The 24210-nt window shown below is 32.4% G+C and carries 18 protein-coding genes; 16 read left to right on the top strand and 2 right to left on the bottom strand.

The window, feature by feature from the left end; genetic code table 11:
- Positions 1-14 precede the first annotated feature (14 nt).
- Positions 15-2414, bottom strand: coding sequence for a TonB-dependent receptor domain-containing protein (locus tag ACXHHC_RS02175; protein ID WP_458228015.1), 2400 nt, complete (start codon positions 2412-2414; stop codon positions 15-17).
- Between the two features lie 198 nt (positions 2415-2612).
- Between ACXHHC_RS02175 and ACXHHC_RS02170 the strand changes: the two genes are divergently transcribed.
- Both ACXHHC_RS02170 and ACXHHC_RS02165 read left to right on the top strand, forming a co-directional pair.
- Complete coding sequence (locus ACXHHC_RS02170; RefSeq protein WP_458228014.1) at positions 2613-3029, top strand: Fur family transcriptional regulator; 417 nt, start codon at positions 2613-2615, stop codon at positions 3027-3029.
- Positions 3030-3104: 75 nt separating this feature from the next.
- The gene (locus tag ACXHHC_RS02165) at positions 3105-4220 is read left to right on the top strand and encodes a lactonase family protein (protein ID WP_458228013.1); all 1116 of its coding nucleotides are present in this window, start codon (positions 3105-3107) and stop codon (positions 4218-4220) included.
- A 9-nt stretch (positions 4221-4229) separates the two neighbouring features.
- Here the strand turns inward: ACXHHC_RS02165 and ACXHHC_RS02160 are convergent, their stop codons facing one another.
- Positions 4230-5150 (bottom strand): patatin-like phospholipase family protein, encoded by a 921-nt coding sequence (locus tag ACXHHC_RS02160; protein ID WP_458228012.1) that lies wholly within the window; start codon positions 5148-5150, stop codon positions 4230-4232.
- A 122-nt stretch (positions 5151-5272) separates the two neighbouring features.
- Between ACXHHC_RS02160 and ACXHHC_RS02155 the strand changes: the two genes are divergently transcribed.
- From ACXHHC_RS02155 to ACXHHC_RS02090, 14 genes are all read left to right on the top strand, one after another.
- Positions 5273-5863 carry a Crp/Fnr family transcriptional regulator gene (locus ACXHHC_RS02155; protein WP_458228011.1) on the top strand — a complete coding sequence of 197 codons (591 nt, stop codon included), beginning with the start codon at positions 5273-5275 and terminating at the stop codon, positions 5861-5863.
- Positions 5864-5964: 101 nt separating this feature from the next.
- Positions 5965-6840, top strand: a complete 876-nt coding sequence (ygiD, locus tag ACXHHC_RS02150) for a 4,5-DOPA-extradiol-dioxygenase (RefSeq protein WP_458228010.1) — start codon at positions 5965-5967, stop codon at positions 6838-6840.
- Positions 6841-6943: 103 nt separating this feature from the next.
- On the top strand, positions 6944-7768 hold the full coding sequence (locus tag ACXHHC_RS02145; RefSeq protein ID WP_458228009.1) for an MBL fold metallo-hydrolase: 825 nt from the start codon (positions 6944-6946) through the stop codon (positions 7766-7768).
- 55 nt (positions 7769-7823) lie between these two features.
- Complete coding sequence (locus ACXHHC_RS02140) at positions 7824-8393, top strand: hypothetical protein (RefSeq protein ID WP_458228008.1); 570 nt, start codon at positions 7824-7826, stop codon at positions 8391-8393.
- Between the two features lie 83 nt (positions 8394-8476).
- Positions 8477-9709, top strand: coding sequence for a peptidase T (pepT, locus tag ACXHHC_RS02135; protein WP_458228007.1), 1233 nt, complete (start codon positions 8477-8479; stop codon positions 9707-9709).
- 133 nt (positions 9710-9842) lie between these two features.
- The gene (gene lysA / locus ACXHHC_RS02130; RefSeq protein ID WP_458228006.1) at positions 9843-11048 is read left to right on the top strand and encodes a diaminopimelate decarboxylase; all 1206 of its coding nucleotides are present in this window, start codon (positions 9843-9845) and stop codon (positions 11046-11048) included.
- Between the two features lie 82 nt (positions 11049-11130).
- The gene (locus ACXHHC_RS02125) at positions 11131-11715 is read left to right on the top strand and encodes a hypothetical protein (RefSeq protein WP_458228005.1); all 585 of its coding nucleotides are present in this window, start codon (positions 11131-11133) and stop codon (positions 11713-11715) included.
- A 505-nt stretch (positions 11716-12220) separates the two neighbouring features.
- Positions 12221-12451 (top strand): hypothetical protein, encoded by a 231-nt coding sequence (locus ACXHHC_RS02120; RefSeq protein WP_458228004.1) that lies wholly within the window; start codon positions 12221-12223, stop codon positions 12449-12451.
- 26 nt (positions 12452-12477) lie between these two features.
- The gene (locus tag ACXHHC_RS02115; RefSeq protein ID WP_458228003.1) at positions 12478-13593 is read left to right on the top strand and encodes a helix-turn-helix domain-containing protein; all 1116 of its coding nucleotides are present in this window, start codon (positions 12478-12480) and stop codon (positions 13591-13593) included.
- A gap of 23 nt (positions 13594-13616) precedes the next feature.
- A complete protein-coding gene (locus ACXHHC_RS02110; protein ID WP_458228002.1) occupies positions 13617-14393 on the top strand; it encodes a LuxR C-terminal-related transcriptional regulator in 777 nt (258 codons plus the stop codon).
- A gap of 367 nt (positions 14394-14760) precedes the next feature.
- The gene (locus ACXHHC_RS02105) at positions 14761-17160 is read left to right on the top strand and encodes a TonB-dependent receptor (RefSeq protein ID WP_458228001.1); all 2400 of its coding nucleotides are present in this window, start codon (positions 14761-14763) and stop codon (positions 17158-17160) included.
- A 6-nt stretch (positions 17161-17166) separates the two neighbouring features.
- Complete coding sequence (locus ACXHHC_RS02100) at positions 17167-18099, top strand: DUF4249 family protein (RefSeq protein ID WP_458228000.1); 933 nt, start codon at positions 17167-17169, stop codon at positions 18097-18099.
- A gap of 50 nt (positions 18100-18149) precedes the next feature.
- A complete protein-coding gene (locus ACXHHC_RS02095; RefSeq protein WP_458227999.1) occupies positions 18150-23666 on the top strand; it encodes an alpha-2-macroglobulin family protein in 5517 nt (1838 codons plus the stop codon).
- 13 nt (positions 23667-23679) lie between these two features.
- Positions 23680-24126, top strand: a complete 447-nt coding sequence (locus ACXHHC_RS02090) for a hypothetical protein (RefSeq protein ID WP_458227998.1) — start codon at positions 23680-23682, stop codon at positions 24124-24126.
- Positions 24127-24210: the final 84 nt, after the last annotated feature.

The following is a 24210-nucleotide window of genomic DNA, read 5'->3' as shown; positions in this document are numbered from 1 at the left end:
TTTTGTTTTTTTTGTTAAAATGTATAGTTGATTGTGAATAAAAAGTTTCTACCTGGTTCGTCTACAAAGTATCTTGTTTCATTTAAATAATTTCGGTACTTATTATTTAACAAGTTCTCTACAGACACACTTGCATTTATCGCTTTCATTTTAAATTTCCACGAAGCATCTAGCACAAAATTCCCTGCTGGAGCATCTTTAAAATCAAAAATTTCTGATTCAGGATATATAATGACTGTTTCCTCTACCAAGTCTCTAGAAGACACGGTTCTTGGAGCTTTAAATTGTTTGAATACATAGGAAGGTTTAATAGAGATTGTGTTTGCTCTAAACTTCCATAGTTTTTTAGATTTCCATGTCAACTTATAATTAACAGCTGCTGGTGGTTGATTGATTAAAGGTTCGTCTTTTTTAGTATTTCTAGACCACAAATAATTAAGTCCCAAAACTCCTCTTAAAGATTTAGACCATTTTTTCTGCCAACTAAAATCGGCTCCCACAAAAACGGCATCTGCTTGATCTACCACATAAACAGGCATAGGTCCTCTACGAGAGCCAACCACTCCATAAGGTCTGTCAAAAATATAATTCTCTATCAAGTGGGTATAAGCAGTTAAGGTGTATGTATTCGTTTTTATGTGCTTGTGCCATTCGTTAATCCACTTAAATCCTTTTTCCGGTTCTATATTGCTATTGTCTAGAAGTGTAACTCTATCTGTGTTTAATTCATTTCCTGCATTAAAGTAATAACGCAACAATCCAAAAGTTCTTTTAAAACCATGTTGACCAAAACTATACAATTCGGCCATATTCGGGGTTCTCCAAGCCGTTCCTATATTTGTTCTAAAGCTAGTATCATCAGAAATTTGACGTATGTACCCCAGAGATGATGTGATGTTGCTAAAAGTATAGTCATCTCTAAAAATATCTTGATTTGTTTCACGTCCTCTTACATTGTTGTTTTCAACATCTAAACGAACACCAAACTCAAACGTATTTTTTCCTTTCTTTAAACTTTCTACAACAAAAGCACTGTATCTTAATGTATTGTAATTGGGAATAAAAGGAGTTGTATCGGTACCTGGATTGTTATCGTTGTTCTGAGTAAATAATTGCAATCCTACCAAACCGTCTAATTGAAACCAGTCTGGATGTTTCCACTCCAACTGAAAATCATTGGTAATTAGATCCAAATCGATAATAGGTTTGTCAGCATTTCTTCTTACATCATACTCTTCCCTTTGATTTAATTGTCTACCTATTTTTAATGTTAATTTTCCCTCGTCAGAATACCACCAATTTACTTCTGCTTTTAGCAAATGATGTTTGGTTAACTGATTGGGCTCTTCTATACTATAAGAAAAAGGTCTTGTTAAGATTGGACGATCAGCCTCAAAAATGTTCAAAAATCCGATAGCACTTTCTGCTACAGAGGCTCTTAAAATAGATACATTTTGATTTAAAAAACTATAATACACTTTAAAGTCCCAATCTTCTAAATGGTAACGAAGCCCTGCATTGAATGATTTTTCTTCTTTTCCTGAGTTTCTTAATAAATAATCTGGGGTTTCCTTGTCTCCTATTTTTGTATAATTAACCCCTAAATGATAACTAAAATTATCACCACCATGCCCTGCTTCAGAATTTAAAAAATATCCACGTCCATTTGTTTGATATCCCGTACCCACAGTACCTTTAAAAGGTTCGTTTAAATACAACGGATCTCCTTCAATAACCACAGCACCTCCCAATGCTTCTGGACCGTATTTTACTCCCGCAGCTCCTTTAATTACGGTAATAGTATGTGCACTTGTAATGTCTATTTCTGGTGCATGATCTGTACCCCAGTTTTGAAAGCCATGTTTTAGACCATTGTTAACAATCAACACTCTATTTCCATACAAACCATGGATAACAGGTAGTTGTACATTGTTTCCTACAGAAGTAAATGTTACTCCTTCTACCTCTGAAATAGCAGCTGCTAAAGACTGTGTGCTATTTAAAGAAAATTGCTTTTTACCTAATACTTTTTGCGCAATAGAAGCTGTTCCATCATCTTTAATCTTTTCAGCTGTAATAGTTAAACCATTAAGACTTTCTACCTCGTGCTTTAGAAAAATATGTGGACTTTTACCATGTTGATGAAACCCTTCACAAACAGTATCGCAATAACCATAACAGGAAATAATTAATGTGCTACCTTCTGTACATAAGTTCTGAATATGAAACTCTCCTTTTATATTGGTTTGATCAAACAACGTAGTTCCTTTTACTTCTACTTTTACAAAAGGCAAAGGTTCTTTGGTGTCAGCATCTAAAATGACTCCTTTTAACTCGTAGTTGCAGGTTTCTTTATTTTGAGCTTGAAACGGATTCAAACTGATTAGAAATAAAAGAAAAAATATTTTTTTCATCTTTATGACGACTCTTCTTTAATACTCATTTATTATTACAAAACTGTATTAGCTATGATTTTTATACTTAGCTAAACAAAACTTGAATCCTTTTTCAACGCAACTCGGTTGCAAATATATAAATTTCTGATAACGCAACATAGTTGCTTTTGATTATTTTACATATATTTACAATTCATAAACTATTGAAGACATTTAATGAGTGACTTAGAATCTATACTAGAAAAACATGGTTTAAGAAAAACTGCCTTTAGAAAAGAATTGCTAGCCATATTTAACAATTCTAATGCTACTTTAACTGTTGAGGAGATTAGAAGTAAGGTGACATCTACCAACGATAAAGTAACGGTCTACAGAGCATTAGATGCCTTTGAAAAGAGCGGTATTATTCACAAAGTTCCAGACAAAAATAATCTAACTCGTTATGCCTTATGTCCAACAAAATGTACCACACACAACCACGTACACAACCACGCACATTTTATATGCGATGACTGTGATAAAACATTTTGTATAGATGAGATTGAAGTTCCTAAAGTAAAAGAAACAAATGGTTTTACCATTAAAAGTTCTAAACTAACATTGCAAGGTAGTTGCCCTGATTGTGCTTCCTAGTTTTTTCATCTTTTTTATTTAAATAGTATCGTTTCTTTACGTGTAATTTTTATCTTCACGCTCAAAGAATTTATTATGCTTAAAAACTTTTCTCTTTTTTTAGTTGTAGTTACCTTACTGACTTCATGTTCATCTACTAAATTGAACACTAATAACAGTTCTGATTATAATTTCTTTATTGGAACGATGAAGTCTAAAGAACAACCTGTAACCAAAGGTATTTACCATGCAAGTGTTAATACCAAAGGGGTTTTTGGAGCTATGTCTTTAGCAGCAACTATTGACAATCCTATTTTTTTACATCAAACAGAAGGTTCTAAATACTTATTGTCGTCTAATGCTTCTGGAGAAGGAAGTATTTACAGTTATAAGATTGAAGGGAATAAATTAAGTTTTATTAATAACGTAACTACAGGTAGAGGACCTTGTTTTGTAAATCAAAAAGGAAGAAATGTACTTACGGCAAATTATAGCGGAGGAAGTATTAGTTTACACTCAATAGATGAAAATGGAAAAGTGAGTAATTTACTAGATACTCAAAAGCATACTATTACCACTCCAAGTACACATAGAAGGCAAAAAAGACCTTTTGCACATTCTTGTTATTTTGAACCGAATTCTGACAACATTATAGCTGCTGATTTAGGAGCTAACAAAATCTTATTCTCTACAATTAAAGGAAACAAATTAGTCGCAAATGAGTTTAGTGAACTGGAAATGCCTGCCAATAGTGGTCCTAGACATATTGCATTTCACCCAAACAAACCTATTTTATACGTAGTAAACGAGCTAAACGCTACAGTTTCTGTAGTAAAGAAAAACACGAAAGAGAATACTTATAAAATAATTCAGAACAGACAAACATTGCCTAAAGATTTTACAGGCAAAAATACATCTGCACATATTGTAGTTTCTAACGATGGAAAGTTTTTATACATGACCAATCGCGGACACGACAGTATTTCGCTATTTGAAATTAACGAAGATGGTAAACTCATTTTTGTAGAAAGAGTTTCTGTGCATGGAGAACATCCAAGAAATTTTGCTTTGACTCCTGATAACAAATTTGTGTTGATTGCGAATAGAGATACTAATAATATTTGTTCATTTAAAAGAAACCAGAGAACAGGTAAATTAACTTTTATAGAAGAAATTAAAATTCCAAAACCGGTTTATATTTTATTTCATTAAACACAGCTATTACTTGTCTTTGTGTTGCTTTAAATCACTCATTTCGGCTCCTTTATGCTTGCTTTTTGCATACTTGTAGCCATCTTTCCACCATTGAGTCATTAATTCTTTATCAAAAATTAGAGAATTGGTTGTTAAAATAGTTGGGGTGTAATAAAAGTTTAATTGAACATTGCTGTAATGTGAAGCCATTTTACCAATAGATATATTGTGCTTAGCAACTTGTTCTAGCGTAAAATCAATCACATCTAAAATTAAAGAAAAAGGATTTTTAGCAGGTAAATTAGCAACTAGTTTTACTTCTGTATCCAGTATAATTACATCAATCTCTGTTGCTCCATGATTGATAGCTTCTTTAATAGGTACCAATGCTCCAAAACCACCATCTGCGTATTGATGACTTCCTTGCTCGTACAAGCTCATAAAAGGCACATAGTTACAAGAAGCCCATATCCAATTGCAATACTCTTCTCTGGTACAGTCTTTTATGGATTTGTATTCTATTTTACCCTCGGTTAAGTTAGATACTGCTACAATTAACTCTTTCTGAGACTCCTGTAGTTCTTTATAAAACTCATTGTCTATAGTTCTATAGAGTAACTTTCGTAAATTTTTACTTTCACCAAAAGTTTTTCTTTTACGAATTAAGTTCCACAATACCTTTATATGATTGATGGCAACGGTCTTCCCTCCTTTTTTTCCTTTTACAATAAAAGGATCGTTACTAAAAATAGTTTTTTGAGTAACAGAAGTATACAAGTCCTTTAATCTTTCTATTCTACCCAAAGCCAAATGAGAAATCATTAAACTCCCCGTAGACGAACCTACTAAAATATCGTATTCTCTATTTTGTTTGGTCATTAAATACTCCGCAACACCACCCGCAAATGCTCCTTTGCTTCCTCCTCCAGAAATAACCAATGCTCTCATATATTAGTATTCAATTTTTAGTAAGCTTAAAATAAAAATTAAAACGCTAATTCCCTTACTTACTTCACACTTTTTTAAACCAATTTTAAAATAACAACCAGATTTAATTAGTTTTGTTTTATATGAATAGTTCTGAGCTTCTTTTATACCATAACATCTCTAAGAAAGTAGAAATTTCGGAGTCTGATTTTTACACGTTTCTTTCTTTTACCGAAAGAATAACTGTAAAAAGGAATGATTTCTTCATCAATCAGGGAAGTACACCCCAAAAAATTGCTTTTGTTCTATCTGGATTTTTGCACACCTATCATTTAGATGAAAATGGAGACAAACAAGTTGTACAACTTGCAGCTAAAGAGCATTGGGTTTCGGATTTGTACAGTTTCTTTTCCAAAGAGCAAGCTTACTTTAATATACAAGCTATAGATAAAGCTGAACTACTAATTTTAAGTAAAGAGAATTTTGAAAAGGTTTGTAAAGAGATTCCTGTATTTGAACGTTTTTTTAGAATTTTAATTCAAAACGCATATGTCGCTTTGCTAAAAAGAGTTTCTAACATTTATGGAAATACCGCAGAAGAACGTTACGAAGCTTTCTTAAAAACACATGCCAATATTGCCAACAATGTGCCACAACATTATATTGCTTCTTATTTAGGAATAAAGCCACAATCTTTAAGTAGAATTAGAAAACATCTAACTTCCAAGAATTAAGTATTTTCTTCTTTAGGTGTATTTAGTAACCTAGGTGAATGTATACTCTATTTTCTTAATTCATTTTTGTAAGACTTATCAAAACGATAAATGACACAACAATGAATCGAAAAAATTTTATAAAACAGGCAACAGCCTCTATAATTACACTCCCTTTTATGAAACTAAATGCACTTTCTTCTTTAAAAGACAATTTAAAATCTACTCCAAAAATGCCATTATTGTTTGTAGGACACGGAAGTCCTATGAATGCTATTGTTCAAAATCAATTTCATAAAAAATGGCAAATTCTTGGGAAATCGTTGCCAAATCCTAAAGCTATTTTAGTGGTGTCGGCACATTGGTTAACAGAAAAAAAGACAAAAGTTACCGCTATGAAAACTCCACAAACCATTCATGATTTTGGAGGTTTTCCGGAAGAGCTCTTTAACCAACAATACCCTGCTCCAGGTAGTCCAGAAATGGCACAACTCACCATAGACGAAATACACAGTACAATTGTTCATAAAGACATGGATTGGGGCTTAGATCATGGTACTTGGTCTGTATTAAAGCCAATGTTTCCAACGGCAAACATTCCTGTTTTCCAAATTAGTATAGACTCCACTAAACCTATGGAGTTTCATTACAACCTAGGGAAAGAATTAAATACATTAAGAAAAAAAGGAGTACTTATAATTGGTAGTGGGAATATTGTACATAACCTAAAAAAATTAAATAGCGAAAATCCTATTTACGATTGGGCACAAGAATTTGATCAAAAAATAAAAGGATTTATTGACCAAAGAGATTTTACCTCGGTTCTGGATTTTCAAAAATTAGGAAATTTAGCTCAACTAGCACACCCTACTTACGACCATTTATTACCCCTACTATACACCTTGGGAGCTATGGATAAAGATGAAAACCTAGCTTATTTTAACGATGAATTTGACATGGGATCCATTTCTATGCGTTCTTTATTAATTAACTCTTAATTAAATGGATTCAATATTAAAAAACAAACTACTATTTATAATCCCTGTTATAGTTTTCGTCTTTTTAGGGAGTACCCAACTATCTACTTTAAAAAAATCAAACATGACTAAATTAATTCAAGTTACAGACTCTATATACTGTATAGAAGGTCAAGGAGGAAACATAGGAGCTCTTATTGGATATGAAGGTATATTGTTAATTGACGATCAATTTGCACACCTCCACGATGACATCATAACATCGCTATCTAACATTAGCTCTAAAACAGTTAAGTATGTAATCAACACACACTGGCATGTAGACCATACCAACGGAAACGAACTGTTTGGAGCGGAAGGGAGTATTATAATTGCACAAAAAAATAGTGCATTAAGGATGCAAAGTCCTCAAAGAATAGAAGTTTTTCAACACACACAACTACCCTATTCACCAGAAGGTTTGCCTAAAATTAAATTTCAAAAACAATATAAATTAGAATTCAATAATGAAGAAATTGACCTAATTGCTATTGAACATGCACATACCGATGGAGACTTAATTGTACACTTCAAAAAGTCTAATGTTATACATGCTGGAGATATTTTCGTAACCTATGGTTATCCATTTATAGACACTCCTAACGGAGGAACAATTCAAGGTGTAATAAAAGGAATAGATCGTATTATTTCTCTATCAAACGAACATACAAAAATAATTCCTGGACATGGTTATGTGTCCACTAAGCAGGATCTTATTAATTACAAAATAATGTTAGAAACAATTCTAAACCGAATTAAATTAGAATTAAGCAAAGGAAAAACAAGAGATGAGATTTTAGCGACCAAACCTACCAGAGGCTTTGATAGTGAGAAAATAAATGAAACCATATTTACTGATATAATTTTAGAATCTTTAGAAATAAGCAAAGTCTCAAAAAATAATAGTTGATTGCTTAAATAAACTTATTTTCGCTTTTATTTACAGTAAACTACATCATAAACAAATGGCAAAAAGATTACCGTTAATTTTAACGATTTCAATTGTTTTTTTATGCTTGTCATGCAAACAAGAAAAAACACTACAAAACTTTATAGACTGTGATTATGAAACCAATTTCAAGCATGATAAAGTTTTAAGAGATGCTAAAAACTATTTTGAAGTAAACATAGGAAATCATTGGAAGCGCGAATTGTATGTAGACAAAGGGCAGTCTAGAATGTATGCTGCAGATACTACAAGAGATTATTCTGAGTCTTTTATTATAGATATCACTCGTTTTGACGGTAGGATTGTATTGGATTCTGTATTTCAAAACAAACTAAAGAAGGATATTGAAAACGAGAATAGATCGTATATTATAAAAGAAAACTTCTTAAACTACAATACTAAAAAAGGATACGGTGTTTTTTACTTTGAACACAAAGGAGCCAATCCTACATATTTTATGGAGTTCTACATTGCCTATCCAGAACATTACTATTTATTGAAGGCGATCATTTTAGGGAATGAAAAATTTGAGGATAATTTATGTGAAACTATGGAGGTAATTAACTCGTTTAATGTACTTCCTTAAACATATTTTTAGGAATTCGTTTATTTTATTTAAAAGATAGTACATAATGAATAGCTTACGTATTTTTGTTTAAAATTACTACAATGTCACAAATTTTAAACAGATTCATATCGTACATACAGGTAGACACACAGTCTGACCCAAACAATCCTGCCTTTCCAAGTACGGAGAAGCAATGGAATTTGGCTCGTATGCTAGAACAAGAACTGAATGAAATAGGGTTAACAGATGTTGTATTAGATGAAAACTGTTACCTGACAGCAACTTTACCTAGTAACGTAGCACACCATGTTCCTGTAATAGGTTTTGTAGCACATATAGATACCAGCCCAGATTTTAGCGGAGAAAATGTAAATCCACAAATTCATGAGAATTACGACGGTGGAAACATCATTTTAAATGCTGAGCAAAATATTGTTTTGGATGCCTCTTATTTTGATGACATTCAGCAATACAAAGGACAAACCATTATTACAACTGATGGAACTACCCTTTTAGGAGCTGATGACAAAGCAGGTGTTACTGAGATTGTTTCTGCCATGGAATATTTAATCCAACATCCAGAAATAAAACACGGAGAAATTCGTATTTGTTTTACACCTGATGAAGAAGTGGGAAAAGGGGCTCATAAATTTGATGTAGAAGCTTTTGGAGCTGAATGGGCTTATACTATGGATGGTAGTGAAGTTGGAGAGTTGGAATATGAAAACTTTAATGCAGCTGGTGCTGTAGTAACGGTACAAGGAAAAAACGTACATCCTGGTTATGCCAAAGGAAAAATGGTGAACGCTATTTTGGTAGCGCAAGAATTTATTCAAGGGTTGCCAGCAGAAGATGTTCCAGAGAGAACAACAGGTTACCAAGGTTTTTATCACTTACATGATATACATGGAGATGTGGAAAAAACGACTTTGGAATACATCGTTAGAGATCACGATTTAGAAAAGTTTAAAGAACGTAAGAAATGTATGCAGTCTTTAGTATCTTCGCTCAACCAAAAATTTGGTGAGGAGATTTTCTCTATAGAGCTTAAAGACCAGTATTTCAACATGAAAGAAAAGATTGCTCCTGTAATGCATATTATAGATATTGCGGCAGAAGCAATGAAAAAAGTGCAAATAGAACCAAAAATTAAGGCCATTCGTGGTGGAACAGACGGTTCTCAACTTTCATTTATGGGATTACCGTGTCCAAATATTTTTGCAGGAGGGCACAATTTCCATGGTAAATACGAATATGTTCCTTTAGAATCTATAGAAAAAGCGATAAAGGTAATTGTAAATATTGCTGAGATAACGGCAGTAAAACACCAATAATTAACCATTTTAAATGGTGTTCGAGCAGAGTCGATAACGATTTACTCAAAAAATAATAATAACGTGTCAGTTCGAGTCACGAGAATTCGGGATCGAGAACAAAACAGAACTAGAAACAACAATAATAAAGAAAATGGACAATCAATTTTTAATTTCGTTGACCGAGCAATATGGAGCTCCGTTGTATGTGTATAATGCAGATATCATCGAACGTCAATACAAACGTATGATGAATGCATTCTCATCCGTTAAAAATGTAAAATTGAACTATGCAGTAAAATCTAACACCAACATTAACGTACTTAAATTCTTAAACGGTTTGGGTTCTGGTGGAGATTGTGTATCTGTTCAGGAAGTAAAGTTATGTTTGGCTGCTGGTTTCAAAGCATCAGATATTTCTTATACTCCTAATGGAGTTTCTTTTAATGAGATTGAAGAAGTACAAAATTTAGGAGTAAAAGTTACTTTAGACAACTTATCGAGTTTAGATCAGTTTGGAAAAACATTCCCTAATGCTCCCGTTTCTTTACGTATCAACCCGCATATTATGGCTGGTGGTAACGCTAAAATCTCGGTAGGACATGTAGATTCTAAATTTGGAATTTCTCATACACAAATAGAAGAAATTAAGGACATTGTAAATGCAAACGGAACTCCTGTAAACGGAGTACACATGCATACAGGTTCTGATATTTACAATCCTGATGCTTTTGTAGAAGCAATGGAAGTATTGTTAGGAATTGCCGAGCATTTTGATACGATTGAATTTATAGATTTAGGAAGTGGGTTTAAAGTACCTTATAAAGATGGAGATCATGAAACTAATTTAGAAGAATTAGGACCTATCTTAGGAGCAAGCTTTAACGCTTTCTGTGACAAATACGGAAAAGAGTTGACTCTAATTTTTGAACCAGGGAAATTCTTGGTGAGTGAATCAGGGAAATTCTTAACGAAAGTAAATGTAATTAAGCAAACACCAAACATTAACTTTGTAGGAGTAGATAGTGGTTTAAACCATTTAATGAGACCTATGATGTACGATGCATATCACAGAGTTCACAACATCTCTAACCCTGATGGAGCACAAAAGGAATACAATGTAGTAGGATATATTTGTGAGACAGATACATTTGCAAGTAGTAGAACTCTAGGAGAAGTAAAAGAAGGAGATATTATCTGTATGGACAATGCAGGAGCGTACTGTTTTTCTATGGCATCTAACTACAACTCTAGATTTAGACCTGCTGAAGTTTTGGTAATAAAAGGTAAAGCACACTTAATCAGAAAAAGAGAAACTTTTGAAGATTTACTACAACATCAAATAGAAATAGATTTTTAATTCCAAAACATAAGCCTTTAACAACAATTAGTTAAAGGCTTTTTTATTGCATAATTTAATGTTTCTTTAAATATAAACTGCTATGAGAATAAAGATCATAATTTATCTTAGTATTACTTTCTCTATTATTGCTTCCTGTAATTCTACTGCTAAAATGTTTATTACTGAAAAATATATATGTGACAGTATATATCAGTATAAACTTTTTATAGTAAACCCTATCAATGATTTTGTGTATACAGAGGGTTATGATACAATTTTATATTATGATAACAATAAATTAATTAATAGTAAAAAAGAGTTTATTTCATTTTGGAAAATTATCAATTCCGATTGTTATGGACAACAATTAAAAGCTTCCTCAAAAGTTAGAATTCTAATTAAAAAAAGGGCAGATACCAATGATCAAATATCTCATTACAAAAAAAAGTATCCATTTAGAGACATAATATATCCTAATGATACTATTTATTTTAATTCATTTTATTCTAAAAAAAGATTTTATATAGATAATGTAACTATTAAAGAATTATCAGAGTATAAATACGATATGAATCACAATGAAGCTGAAAAACCTATTTTAGAAATAAAGAAACTTAAATTTAGAAATCGAGTAATTTTCATCGATAGTCTTTCATTGAAAAAACTATTCTATCAATTGAACTAATTTACCATTTAAAAGATCATTTCTTTATACTATACTTTTACCTCATATTACATCACCAAAAACATTACTTTTACTTTGTTGTTGTAACACATTCAAAAAAACTCAGGAAAGTGAATTATCAAAGTAAAAGGAAATTTCGAATTTGGCATTATACAGTAAGCCATTCCACTATGATAATTAGAAGTGAAAAACAATATGAAGACGTGGAATATTCAATAAAGTATTCACCGAATTGCACTATTGATATTCAATTTTCAGGCATCGAATTTATTTCGTTACCTGACAATTTAAATGGATTGAATATCCGAAAACAAAATGGACTTTATCGATTTAATGAAAATGACAACCATTTTGTAAAAGCAAGTTCGTGCAGAATAGGAGTTAGTCAGTTTGACCATTCTCAAGATCGAATTTCAGATTTTTCACTTGAGTATGACGAAATTTTAATGACATTATGATTATGCATAATATTTTCAAAAAATCAACAAAAAAAGAAATTGTGGAATTGAGCAATCAAATCTTTAATGTAATCGTGAAAAATGGATTTGAAACTGGCTCTTCTGGAATTAAAGATGGAAATGAAATTATTACGGAATACTTAACTCAGAATGAATTAGGTCTTGCATATGAGCATCTTGAATATGTTATTTCAGAAACAGAATTGAGTTTAAATTCTGAACAAACAAAAACAATGATTTTTATTGCTAAAAAACTAGGAATAAAAAACAACATGTAACAACAAGTTAGGTATATAAAACAAGTATGATTAAAGCATTAGAGTTTATCATTATAAGTGGTATTACTATTGTAGCTTCTTTGATTTTTATGCTCATAAAGGCTAAAAAGAAAGAACTGCATTTTAAATTGTTAACCCTATTCTTTATAGTACTTCTTAATTATCTAGTTATTGGTTATGCAGACATTAATGATTTTGGACTACTTGCCATTGTAACTTACCCTATTGTTGACAATATTGAGTTTATTCTAGGCCCTTTACTCCTACTATACGTTGAAGCTTTATTTAGTCAGAAAAAGAAAATTAACCCAAAAAACTTATTACACTTTATACCAGGTCTTGTTTACTTTGTTTTTATTACAATCCCACAAATGATTTCTTTTTTTAGAGAAGAACCAATTTTTTCTTATCTAAAACTATTAGAAGTACATCATTACGAATACACCTCTTATACCTTGTTAATTCTGTATTTGATTGGATACACATACGCTGCCAAAAGAAAATACGATCATTATAAAAAGAGATATCAAAACAACTATGCTTCTTCTTCATTAGAGAATATCAATTGGGTAAACCATATGTTAATAGGAATGATGATTGTTTGTTCTATTGATTGTATGATTGGAATTGTTAGCTGGATTAGTAATGTAGAGTACGATTCTTATTATATAACGATGTTACTCGCTGCTATTTTAATTAACTACTTGGGCTATTATGGGACCAATCAAACAAAGATGTTGTTGCCCGGTAAGGTTATAGAAATAAAAACAAAACATAAAAAGGTAGAAACAAACGAGGTTGATGCATTTAGACAGAAATTAGAAAGACTATTTGTAGACGATAAAATTCATAAAAATGAGGAATTAAGTTTACAAACACTTGCTAAAAAGATGGATATCAATCACAAGAAACTATCTTATTTGCTTAATAATGAATTGGATACTAATTTTTATAAATTAGTAAATCAAAAAAGAATTGACGATGTAAAGGAAAAAATAGCATCTCCAACCTATAAAGACCAAACACTTATAGAAATTGCGCACGAATGTGGTTTTCAATCTAAGGCAAGTTTTAACAGGATCTTTAAAAAAGAAACGGGCTTATCTCCTACTCAATACAAAAAGAAAGTTCTGGTAAATTAATAACTTTTATAACAAGTAACGTGATGAAGAAAGAAACAATAGATGTGTTTAAAGAAATTTTTGAAACCAATAAGGAGTTTCAAAACACCATCATAGAAACTCATATTAACAAACTAAGAGAGTTTGATGAATTCTTCCCCTTAAATGAGTCTTTTTCTATTATGACCAACACCACATTACAAAGCTATCCTTTTGTAAGTAAAAACTTTGAATATGCATTAGGTTTAGAAATTCAGAAAATGGAAACTCTAGGATTGCCTTATTGGTTTTCTAACATACATCCTGTTGATTTGTCTATTTGGATGACTATTTTAGAAGAAATGATGACCTTTACCATGACTCATGTAGCCCCAGAAGACCGTAAAAAGCTGAATTATACTTGGAATTATAGAGTTAAAAATAACAAAGGGGAATATTTAAATATTTTAGAACATCAAACACCTACCTATTTTGATGAATTTGGCAAACCCATTATTGCCATTTCACATGCAACCATTACGGGTAGAAATGAAATTAAACCCATTATAGGAAGTGTTAAAATACTAAATGAGCATAAGGAATACGAAACGCTATTTTACAAAAATTATTCACAGAAACTATTACTGCCAGAATCTATCAGCACCAGAGAACAAGATGTAATTAGATTGTTAGCTCTGAATCATACGAGTAAAGAAATAGGAGAAAAATTATTCATTAGTTCCCATACCGTAGACACACACAGAAGAAATCTACTTAAAAAATTAAATTTCGATTCCACAAAGGAATTGATACAATATTGTTTGGTAAATCAATTGTTCTAAAAAATCCTCAATATTGAGTATTGTGTAGTACTCAACATTACCCTTTTTTTGCATTTGTATTTTTTAGCTAACAATATGAAAAAAATAAACTGCATCAAACACAAATTAATACAAGGTAACACCTCTGTTTTAAATTCAGGGCTGTTACTAATTTTGTTTATAACTAAAATGAATATGTCCTAAATTATAAAACAGGACTTTCAATTCAGATTACAGCTTTAATTTTGCTTTAGATAGTAAAAAGGCTTTAACACATGTTAACAAAGGTCTTAAAAAAGGTATCACTGCTTCTTTTGACCCTTTAGAACACCGAAAAGGCACTTTATTTGCGAACGTAAAACGAATAATTAAGATAAAACAAACATCTATGAAAAAAATTTCATTCTTGCTCTTTTTGTTGAGTTGTATAACCAGTATGGCTCAAGAAAATTTTACCATTACAGGTAGAATTAAAGATGCTGCCTCCGAGGAAACCTTGATTGGGGTAAGCGTAATACAAGTAGGTTCCTACAAAGGAACTGTTTCTAATGAATACGGTTTCTATTCCATAACACTACCTAAAGGAAAACACAATTTAGAAATATCGTATTTAGGGTTTAAAACCTATAATACAACTATAGATCTAAGCAAAAACACAACCTTAGATATTAGTTTAGAAGAGAGTGCCGAAAGCTTAGAAGCTGTAGAAATCTCTGCTTACACAGAAAAGGTAAACATCCGTAAAGCAGAAATGAGTGTGAACAAAATGAAAGTTCAGACCATTAAAGAAATTCCTGCGGTTTTAGGAGAAGTAGATGTATTAAAATCTATTACAACCTTACCTGGTGTAACCACTGCCGGAGAAGGACAATCAGGATTCAATGTTCGTGGAGGAGCTGCAGATCAAAACTTAGTTTTGTTAGATGAAGCTACTTTATTTAACACCTCCCACCTATTTGGTTTCTTTTCTGTAATTAATGCAGATGCTATTAAAGATTTAAAACTATACAAAGGAGGGGTTCCTGCAAAATACGGAGGAAGAATTTCTTCTGTATTAGAAATCCACCAAAAAGATGGAAATAAAAATGAATTCCACGGAAATGGAGGAATTGGTTTATTGTCTTCTCGTTTAACATTAGAAGGACCTATTAAAAAGAAAAAAGCTTCTTTCTTCTTAAGTGGACGTAGATCTTATGCCGATTTATTTTTACCAATCATACAACCTGAAAACAAAAGTAAAGCCTATTTCTACGATTTAAACACTAAAGTAAACTGGGAAGTAGACGATAAAAACAAATTATTCTTATCAGGATATTTTGGGCGTGATATTTTTTCACTAGGTACTTCTTTTGTAAATGAATATGGTAATGCAGTAGCAAACTTACGTTGGAACCACGTTTTTAACAGTCAGCTATTCTCCAACTTATCTTTAATCTATAGTAACTATTATTACGGCTTAGAAATAGATTTTGCAGGATTTAAATGGAACTCTGGATTGGAAAACTACAATCTTAAATACGATTTAACCAAATATTACAACGATGATATTACGTTAAATTATGGAGTACAATCTATCAACTATATTTTTAATCCTGGAAAAATTGAACCGAATAAAGAAGGTTCAGGAATAGATACAGATCAGCTCCCAAAAAAATACGCTATTGAGAATGCATTATATGTAGATGTAGAACATCAATTAACCGATAAAATTGATTTGAGATACGGTTTACGTTTGACCAATTTTATGAGAATGGGAGAAAAAGAAATTAACATTTATGATGGTGACCCTGTAACCTATGATGAAGGCTTAAAAATATATGAAGAAGCAACTCCTATTGGACAAAAGGATGTAAAAAGAAGTAAAATAAGAAAACAATTTTACAACTTAGAACCTAGATTCTCATTGGCTTATGCTTTTAACAACTCTAGCTCATTTAAAGCTAGCTACCAAAGAATGGTACAATATATCCACCAGGTTTCTAACACACAATCTCCTACCCCTTTAGATATTTGGACACCAAGTGGGCAACACTTTGATCCACAAATTTCCGATCAGATTGCCTTTGGATATAGCAAGAACTTTAACAGCATGTATAGCTTAACTGCTGAGATTTTTGGTAAAACTGTTAAAAACAGAATAGACTACATAGACGGTGCTGAGTTGGTAGCTCAAGAAGCTGTAGAAGCAGTAACCCTAAGTGGTAAAGGTAGAGCTTATGGTTTGGAATTGATGTTTAAAAAAGAACAAGGAAAATTTAACGGATGGATTAGTTATACATTATCTAGATCTGAACAACAAACCAAAGGTAGAAACGAAAATGAAATAGGTATTAACAACGGAAAATGGTACGCAACAGGTTACGATAAAACACACGATTTATCTGTAATTGCAAACTACAAAGCCTCTAAGAGATGGAAGTTTAACACTAGCTTCACTTTACAGTCAGGACAACCTGTAACATATGCAGATGGTAATTATGTGCTTTTTTCTAAAGACAATCCGGCAGAAGGAATTACAGTTCCAAATTACGGAGACAGAAATAGTTATAGGCTCCCTATTTACCACAGACTAGATGCTTCTGCTACCTACATTCCTAAAAAATATGAAAACAAAAAATGGAAAGGAGAATGGGTTTTTAGTGTCTACAATTTATACAACAGACAAAATGCATCTTCTATATCATTTGTACAAGATGAAGATACAAGTACAGGTACAACCCGAAACATAACAGAGCGTTTAACCATGTTTGGAATCATTCCTTCCGTTACTTTCAACTTTAAATTCTAAAAAACCATGAAAAAATACATTTATATATTATTTATTGCTTTGTGTACCTTTTCTTGTACCGAAGAAATAGTATTAGACGACATAGCCAATGCAACTCCTAGATTAGTTGTAGAAGCAAACCTTGACTGGAACAAATACGATGATATAGCTTCTAAGAGACAGACCATTAAACTAACCATGTCTACCTCTTACTACAGCCAAACATATCCAATAGTTACAGATGCAGTTGTTACTGTAACCAACAGTAGTAACGAATCTATGGGAACATTTGTTTACAATGCAACAGAGGAATTATACGTGGCTACAGATTTTGTAAAACCAGTAGTTGGTGAAACTTATACCTTAAGAATTGAAGTAAATGGACAGGTTTATACTGCCGAAGACGAATACACTTCTATTGAAACACCAAATCATATTACTCAAAGTTTTAATTCAGACTTTGGTCCTGACAACGAAGTAATAGAAGTAAAATTAAACGTTAGTAATGAAATTGGCGTGGATAATTTCTTTTTGTTTAAAATAGAGCCTCCTAAAGCTATTCAGGTATTACCAGATTATTCTAATGCAGATGATAGCTTGCTAAGCGAAGAACCCGGAAAAGACAGCTACGACTTTAACTATATTGACGATGAAATTATACCGGGTGATATTTTAAGAATTACCACCTATGGAATTAGCCAACGTTACAATAATTTCTTAACCAAAGTATTGTTAACAATAGAAGGTGGTAGTGATGGTCCTTTTTCGACTGCTCCTGCTACTATTAGAGGGAATATCTTAAATGAAACCAATCAAGAAAACAGAGCTTTTGGTTACTTCTCTATCAATCAGTTTACGTATACAGAGTATACTGTTTTAGAAAAAGACGATGAACAAGAAGAACAGGTTACACCGTACGAAGCTAAAGAAAGAACAACAGATGAAACTATAGCTCAATAAAAATTTGAAACTCCCTATTTTTCTTTATTTTTAAAGACAAATAGGTAAAAATGAAAAAGTCAGTATTTGCTAAGATAGCATGCACATTGGTCTTTATTTTCACAACTATTGGTTGTAAAAATGAGGCAAAACAACAAGAAGTTCATAACGATCCAAAATTTGATTACAGCACCTATGTGTACAATCACACAGGAGGTATAAAATCAGTAAAATCGGATATAAACCTTACGTTGGCACAAACCACCAATATTACAGCAGAAAATCTTAAGAATGTACTGACTTTTTCTCCTAAAATAGAAGGAGAACTCCAAATTCTAAATCAGAAACAACTTCTATTTACTCCTACAGAAAGTCTTAAAGAAAACAGCTCTTACAAAGTTACGGTTAACTTAAACAAACTTTTCCCCAACCAGGATGCTAAGAATTACGAGTTTACTTTTAAAACCAAGAAACAAGCATTTGAAATTAAAACCAACTCTTTACAATCTTACAATCAAGATTGGCAATACATTACAGGAGTTGTAAAAACGAACGACTTAGCTTCTTTAGACAACGTAAAAAAAGTACTTACTGCTACTCAAAACGGAAAAAACTTATCTGTTAAGTTTGATGACATCAACATTGCAACAAATACATTCTTGTTTAAAGTAGATAGTATTTATCGTGAACAAGATGACTCTGATATCTATTTACACTATAATGGTACACCATTAGGAGTAGACAACAAACAACAAAGAGAAATTCACATTGCAGGTAAAAACAATTTTAAATTGTTAGACATGCAGGTGGTAAATGGTGCTAGCCAATATGTAGAAATCAATTTTTCTGATCCTTTGGCAAAGAATCAGAATTTAAAAGGATTGATTAGCATTGCTGGAGTTTCTAATGTTACTTATACCGTAAGTGGTAACGCGGTTAAAGTGTATCCTAAATCTTCTGTGCTAAAGGGAGATTATAGCGTTTCTGTATACAGAGGGGTTAAAAACTCTTATGGTTATAAATTTAAAGAGACGGTTACTAGATATCTTTCTTTTGATGAACCCAAACCAGAGGTGAAATTTGCCAAATCAGGAAACATCTTACCAAACTCTCAAGGTTTAAACGTTCAGTTTCAAGCCATCAATCTAAGAGCCGTAGATGTTACTATTTATAGAATATTCGAATCGAATGTGCTTCAGTTTTTACAACAGAACAATTTATCTGGAGATCAGAATATTAAAATGGTAGCTAGACCTGTTGTTAAAAAAACAATTCCTCTAGAGCCAACAGATCATGTATACTCCATTTGGCAAACCTATGGTTTAGCCTTAGACAAACTCATTAATGTAGAAAAAGGAGCTATTTACAAAGTAAGAATAGATATCAGAAAAAATTATGCTACTTACGAGTGTGACAACGATTTTGTTAGCAGCAACACTCCTATAGAAACAGAAGAAAGTTTTGATGATGAAATAGAGACTAGTAATTGGGATGGTACTTACAATTATTACAACGAATACAATTACTATGGGAATTACAGTTGGAGGGATAGAGACAATCCTTGTACAGATTCTTACTACCGTAACAAATCCATCAGTAAAAATGTATTGGCCAGTGATATTGGTTTATTGATTAAAAAAGGAAAAGAGAACGACTATTTTATAGCGACCAACAACCTAATTAGTTCTGCTCCACAAACAGGTGTCACCATTACTTTTTACAACTATCAACAGCAACCTATTAAAAGTGTTGATACCGATGAAAATGGTATTGCTGCTATCCGTCTAAAAAAGACACCATTCTTTGTTACCGCTAAAAAAGACGGACAAACTACCTACACCAAAGTAAATGATGGAAACGTGCTTTCTATGAGTAACTTTAACACCAATGGTATAGAGCCGATAAAAGGTATTAAAGGGTACATCTACACAGAAAGAGGTGTTTGGAGGCCTGGTGATACTATTTTTACGGCCTTTATGTTAAACGATTTAAAGAACAAGCTTCCAGACAATCATCCTGTAACTCTAGAGGTAAAAGACCCTAACAACTCACTAAAATACAGAACGGTCGCAACAGATAATGTAAACAACTTATATACCTTTAAAATCCCAACACAAGACGTAGATCCAACAGGAACATGGACTGCAAATATAAGTATTGGTGGTGCTCGTTTTAGTAAGAATCTTAAGGTGGAAACCATTAAACCGAATCGTCTAAAAATTAATATTAATACCAAAGACGAAGTATTAACCAAAGCAAGTAGCAACGTAAACATATCATCTAAATGGTTGCATGGTGCCATTGCTAAAAACTTAAAAGTAGAGACCGATTTAATGTTAAAACCTACTAAAACCAACTTTAAATCGTTCCCTAGTTTTGTTTTTGATGATCCTAGCAAAAGCTTTGAAACAGAAGAAACAAATGTGTTTAAAGGTACTTTAGATGCCACAGGAAACACTTCGTTTAAGCTAAGTGCTAAGTTAAATAACAATGCTCCAGGGATGTTAAAAGCTTATTTAACCACTAGAGTTTATGAAAACAGTGGAGATTTTAGTACCGATGTATATCCTAAGACCTTCTCCCCTTTTAACTCGTATGTTGGGTTGAAAAGACCGCAAGGAGACAAAAGAAGAAATATGTTGCTAACAGACAAGCAGCATTTGTTTGAGGTAATTACCGTAAATGCCAAAGGAAAACCTGTTGCAAATAGAAACTTAGAGGTTAAAATCTATAAAATGAATCGCAGTTGGTGGTGGAATAACAATAACAACTATTCTCAGTTTAGTTCTGCAACTTATAATACTCCTGTTTTTAGCAAACAAATTAATACCAAAGGAAACGGAAAAGGAAGTTTTACCTACGAATTAAAATATCCAGAATGGGGACGTTACTTTGTAAAAGTTATCGATAAAAACTCAGGACATAGTACAGGAGAAAGTGTATTTATAGACTGGCCAGGATGGGCAGGTAAAGCCAAAAAAGGAAATCAGAAAGAAGCTGCCATGTTGGTATTTACTACTGACAAAGAAAAATATGAAATTGGAGAGCAAGTAACTATCAACTTCCCTTCTGCTGAAGGTGGACATGCCCTAGTTACTTTAGAAAATAGCAAAGAAGTAATCAAACACTTTCAGGTAGATACACAAAAGGAAAGCACCAACTTTACCTTTACTGTGGACAAAAGTATGACTCCTAATATTTACATTAGTATTTCTAGCTTACAACCACACAACAATACGGCCAACGATTTACCTATTAGAATGTATGGGGTTAAAAATATTGTTGTTGAAGATTCTGCAACGCATTTAGCCCCAATAGTACGAGCTCCTAAAGAGGTGGAACCTGAAAAAGACTTTACTATTGCAGTTAAAGAAACTAATGGAAAAGCCTGTACCTATACCCTAGCCATAGTAGACGAGGGATTGTTAGACTTAACAAGATACAAAACCCCAAATCCATGGTATCATTTTAATGCAAAAGAGGCTTTAGGAGTAAAAACTTGGGACATGTACGATGATGTAATTGGAGCTTTTGGAGGAAAATTAAATCAAGTGTTTAGTATTGGTGGAGATATGGGATTGGCTGCTGCAAAAACTCAAAAAGCCAACCGATTTAAACCAGTAGTAATCTATAAAGGGCCTTTTGCTTTAGAAAGTGGAGCAACCAACCAACATAAAATAAAACTCCCTAAATATATTGGTTCTGTAAAGGCTATGGTAGTGGCTCATCACCCAGAAAACGAAGCTTATGGAAAAGCAGATATGGCTATTACCGTTAAAAAACCATTAATGTTATTGGCCAGTGCTCCAAGAAAAGTTAGTAAGGGGGAAAAAGTAAAAATACCAGTAACGGTTTTCAACTCCTTAACCGGTAAGCAAAATGTAAATATTCGTTTACAAACCAATGATGTTTTCGAAGTTCAAGGAAATGCAATACAGTCTTTACAATTCACAGAAAGCGGAGATGAGATTGCTTATTTTGATTTAAAAGTAAAAAAATCTGGATTTGGAAAAATTAACATTACTGCGAGCAATCAATTAGCTAACAAAGCGAGTTACGATATAGAACTAAGTGCTTTTAATCCTATTAACAAGGTAACTAAGAGTACTACTATTACCATTGATGGTAAAAACACCGAGAAACTCGTGATTGACGGGTTTGGAATTGATGACACGAACGAAGGAACTATCGAAATTTCTTCTTTCCCACAAATTAACTTTACGGATCGTTTAAAATATTTAATCCGTTATCCACACGGATGTTTGGAACAAACGGTTTCTAAAGCCTTTCCACAACTATTTATTAGCGACTTATTTGAAGTAAATACAGACGAAAAGAACAAGTTGCATTACAATGTAAATCAGGCTGTAAACAAGTTAAAAAACTTCCAATTGTTATCTGGAGGATTTAGCTATTGGCCGGGGAATATTAAAACGAACCCTTGGGTGTCTAACTACGCAGGTCATTTCTTGATAGAAGCAGAAAAGAAAGGTTTCTTACTGCCTTTCCATATGAAAAACAACTGGATATCCTATCAAAAAGATGAAGCTAGAACCTGGACAAGAAGCTACGAACACCCAGATACGGAACAAGCTTACCGTTTATACACCTTAGCCCTAGCTCAAAACCCAGAATTGTCTATGATGAACCGATTGAGAGAAGACACTGACTTGTCTAACATGGGGAAATTACAATTGGCACTAGCTTATGCTATTATTGGTCAGCAAGGAGCGGCTAAAGAACTAATGAGCCAAGCTTCAACGGTGAATTACACCCATGCTTTCCAAGTAAACCATGGTTCTAGTCTCATTAACAAATCGGTTGCCATTCAGACATACCAAGCACTAAACGAAAACAAAAAGGCAATTGAATTGTTAGAGGATATTAGCAAAGAATTAAACGAAGACAAATATATCAACACGCAAACTACGGCTAAATGTTTGTTGGCTTTGGCGAATTACTATCAACAAGTAAAAGGGGCTGGTTTAGATGTAGATGTAAAAGTAAATGGTAAAAAGACAGCTATTGAAACAGACAAAGCCATTTTCCAAAAAAACATTGCATTGAAAAAAGGTGCCAACATGCTAAGTATTGAAAACGATGCCAAACAAACCTTGTATGTTAAAATTACCCATAGCGGAGTTCCTATTTTAAATGAAGAAGAAAATATCTCTAAAAACCTAGTAAGTACCATTCGATACAAAGACATGAATGGGAAAACTATTAACATTTTAGACTTACCACAAGGAACTAGTTTTGTAGCAGAAATTGAGTTGAAGAATACGTATAACAAAAAGGTAAAAGACATTGCTTTAACCTACCAAATACCATCTGGATGGGAAATTGTAAATACACGTTATGCTACTGGAGGTAACGCTACAGAAAGCAATGCAGACTATGTAGACATTAGAGACAACCGTATTAATTATTATTTTGATTTAATTAAAAACGAAAGTAAAAAGTTCAGCGTTAAACTAAATACCACCTATTTAGGAAGCTACTATTTACCCGGAGTACACGCAGAAGCTATGTACGATAATGAATTTGTAAGTCATACTGCTGGGAAGTGGGTGGTTGTGAAGCCTTAAATTTTAAAAAAACTTGGAAAGTGGAATTCAAATAACAAAGACAAAACTAATATTTACCAAGTTTCAATCAAAAGAAACTGGTTTAGCGATGCAATGTAAATCTTTTGAAATAGAATTAAGTGAGGTAAAGTTTATTGCTTTAAGCCCTAGATTAATTTTAGATGACGAATCTATTTTTATTTTGATTGTTGATTTTAACAATAGAGTGTACCCTATTCCTGCTCATGCTATCGCTATGGATGGATTTGACATTTTTGAGAAGCGATTCAAACTTAAATCAATATCTGAAGACTGTACTAAATTTAAAGACAAAGATCATTACGGTAAAATTGATAAAATAATATACCCTCAGGATAAATATTGGATTGATCTATTTTCAAAGGACTGGAAATTGACCTTACGCTCTTTTTATAGTTGGATCATTCCAAAATCATTTTATGGAAATATTCGATATTTTTAGATATTAAAAAGAATCATTAATCAATACTGAAGCTCAATTAGATATGAGATTTAATTATATTCTGATTAGTAGTTAACGATTATC

The organism is Wenyingzhuangia sp. IMCC45574 (assembly GCF_054182685.1).
The sequence above is the reverse complement of the archived record's forward strand: the minus strand, read 5'-3'. Positions and strand labels throughout refer to the sequence as shown.

Coding starts and splice junctions, on each gene's coding strand:
- ACXHHC_RS02105 (WP_458228001.1), top strand. CDS start 14,761: ATGAAAAAAATTTCATTCTTGCTCTTTTTGTTGAGTTGTATAACCAGT.
- ACXHHC_RS02140 (WP_458228008.1), top strand. CDS start 7,824: ATGGCAAAAAGATTACCGTTAATTTTAACGATTTCAATTGTTTTTTTA.
- ACXHHC_RS02165 (WP_458228013.1), top strand. CDS start 3,105: ATGCTTAAAAACTTTTCTCTTTTTTTAGTTGTAGTTACCTTACTGACT.
- pepT (WP_458228007.1), top strand. CDS start 8,477: ATGTCACAAATTTTAAACAGATTCATATCGTACATACAGGTAGACACA.
- ACXHHC_RS02115 (WP_458228003.1), top strand. CDS start 12,478: ATGATTAAAGCATTAGAGTTTATCATTATAAGTGGTATTACTATTGTA.
- ACXHHC_RS02145 (WP_458228009.1), top strand. CDS start 6,944: ATGACTAAATTAATTCAAGTTACAGACTCTATATACTGTATAGAAGGT.
- lysA (WP_458228006.1), top strand. CDS start 9,843: ATGGACAATCAATTTTTAATTTCGTTGACCGAGCAATATGGAGCTCCG.
- ACXHHC_RS02100 (WP_458228000.1), top strand. CDS start 17,167: ATGAAAAAATACATTTATATATTATTTATTGCTTTGTGTACCTTTTCT.
- ygiD (WP_458228010.1), top strand. CDS start 5,965: ATGAATCGAAAAAATTTTATAAAACAGGCAACAGCCTCTATAATTACA.
- ACXHHC_RS02160 (WP_458228012.1), bottom strand. CDS start 5,150: ATGAGAGCATTGGTTATTTCTGGAGGAGGAAGCAAAGGAGCATTTGCG.
- ACXHHC_RS02095 (WP_458227999.1), top strand. CDS start 18,150: ATGAAAAAGTCAGTATTTGCTAAGATAGCATGCACATTGGTCTTTATT.
- ACXHHC_RS02155 (WP_458228011.1), top strand. CDS start 5,273: ATGAATAGTTCTGAGCTTCTTTTATACCATAACATCTCTAAGAAAGTA.
- ACXHHC_RS02170 (WP_458228014.1), top strand. CDS start 2,613: ATGAGTGACTTAGAATCTATACTAGAAAAACATGGTTTAAGAAAAACT.
- ACXHHC_RS02175 (WP_458228015.1), bottom strand. CDS start 2,414: ATGAAAAAAATATTTTTTCTTTTATTTCTAATCAGTTTGAATCCGTTT.
- ACXHHC_RS02125 (WP_458228005.1), top strand. CDS start 11,131: ATGAGAATAAAGATCATAATTTATCTTAGTATTACTTTCTCTATTATT.
- ACXHHC_RS02110 (WP_458228002.1), top strand. CDS start 13,617: ATGAAGAAAGAAACAATAGATGTGTTTAAAGAAATTTTTGAAACCAAT.